Annotated in this window: 2 protein-coding genes; both read left to right on the forward strand. The window is 60.3% G+C overall.

Annotation, left to right across the window (positions count from 1 at the left end; translation table 11 throughout):
- On the forward strand, positions 1-1,059 hold a 1,059-nt coding region (gene istA, locus ACO2Q5_RS23850), incomplete at its 5' end, for an IS21 family transposase (RefSeq protein WP_423295712.1).
- Positions 1,049-1,819 carry an IS21-like element helper ATPase IstB gene (istB, locus tag ACO2Q5_RS23855; protein ID WP_189383186.1) on the forward strand — a complete coding sequence of 257 codons (771 nt, stop codon included), beginning with the start codon at positions 1,049-1,051 and terminating at the stop codon, positions 1,817-1,819. The genes istA and istB, both read left to right, overlap by 11 nt.
- Positions 1,820-1,915: the final 96 nt, after the last annotated feature.

A 1,915-nucleotide genomic window follows, 5' to 3' on the forward strand; every position in this document is an offset into this window, starting at 1 on the left:
CACAGCCGGGCGTTTCTCTTGCGGGCCTATCCCTTGCAGACCCACGAGATGCTGTTCGACGCCCACTGGCATGCGTTCCGAGTTTTCGGTGGCGTGCCGGAACGCGGGATCTATGACAACATGCGCACAGCGGTGGATCTTGTGGGCCGTGGCAAGGCGCGGCAGGTCAATATCCGCTTCCTGGCGATGGCAAACCACTACGTCTTCGAGCCTGATTTCTGCAATCCGGCAGCAGGGTGGGAGAAAGGGCAGGTCGAGAAGAACGTCCGCGACGCCCGTCATCAGATGCTGCAAGGCATGCCGGACTTTCCCGATCTTGCCGCGCTGAATGACTGGCTGGAACAACATTGCATCGCTCTGTGGCATGAGACGGCTCATGGCACGCTGTCTGGAACAATCGCGGATGTCTGGGCTGAGGAACGGGTGGCCTTGATGCCCCTGCCGGTGGCCTTCGACGGATTCATTGAGATCAGCAAGCGCGTCTCGCCCACCTGCCTGATCAGTTTTGAACGTAACCGCTACAGCGTGCCGGCATCATTTGCGAACCGCCCCGTCAGCCTGCGGATCTATCCCGACCGGCTGGTCGTGGCCGCGGAGGGTCAGATCCTGTGCGAACATGCCCGCATTATCCAGCGCAGCCATAAGCTGCCTGCGAAGACGATCTACGACTGGCGGCATTATCTGGCGGTCGTGCAAAGGAAGCCTGGCGCTCTTCGGAATGGGGCACCCTTCCTCGAATTACCATCTGCCTTCAGGCAGTTGCAGGAGCACATGCTGCGCAAGCCCGGCGGTGACCGCGAGATGGTCGACATCCTTGCGCTCGTTTTGCACCACGATGAACAGGCCGTGCTGACCGCCGTGGAATTGGCGCTGGTCGGGGGCGTGCCGACCAAGACCCATGTATTGAACCTCCTGCACCGCTTGGTCGACGGCAAGGTCATCGGTGGTCCACCGCTGGATACCCCGCAAGCGCTGGCCTTGCGGCGCGAGCCCAAGGCCAATGTCGAACGCTATGACGCTCTGCGCGGCCAAATCGCGGGAGGCCGCCATGCGTCATGACCCTGCTGCCGCTGCTGTTGTCATCATGCTCCGCAGCCTGAAGATGTATGGCATGGCCCAAGCCGTTGAGGATCTGATCGAACAGGGGGCACCTGCCTTTGAGGCCACCATCCCGATCCTGTCGCAACTGCTGAAGGCCGAATTGGCCGAACGCGAGGTGCGCTCCATCGCCTATCACATGAAAGCGGCACGCTTCCCGGCCTATAAAGACCTCTCGGGCTTCGACTTCGCCGCCAGCGAGATCAACGAGGCTACCGTTCGGACCCTGCATCGCGGTGAGTTCATCGATGGGGCCCAGAACGTCGTCCTGATCGGTGGCCCAGGCACCGGCAAGACCCATGTCGCGACGGCCCTTGGCATCCAGGCGATCGAGCATCATCGCCGCAAGGTCCGCTTCTTCTCCACCATCGAACTGGTCAATGCCCTCGAACAGGAAAAGGCCAAGGGTAAAGCCGGCCAGATTGCTGAAAGCCTGACCAGGCTCGACCTCGTCATCTTGGACGAGCTCGGATATCTGCCGTTCAGCGCCTCAGGCGGGGCGTTGCTGTTCCACCTGCTCAGCAAACTCTACGAACGGACCAGCGTCGTCATCACCACCAACCTCAGCTTCAGCGAATGGGCCACCGTCTTTGGTGACGCCAAGATGACCACCGCCTTGCTCGATCGCCTCACTCATCGCTGCCACATCCTGGAGTCCGGAAACGACAGCTTCCGCTTCAAGGCAAGTTCAGCCGCAACAGCCCGAAAAAAGAAGGAGTGAAACCCGCCCTTGACCCAAAACTGAACCGAAATCCATAATCAGAGGTGGGTCAAATCTCGATGGAAAACCCGGGTCACTTCTCAGTGGAAATCAACA

This window comes from Neotabrizicola sp. VNH66 (genome assembly GCF_049445895.1).
In the GTDB taxonomy this organism is placed as follows: domain Bacteria; phylum Pseudomonadota; class Alphaproteobacteria; order Rhodobacterales; family Rhodobacteraceae; genus Pseudogemmobacter.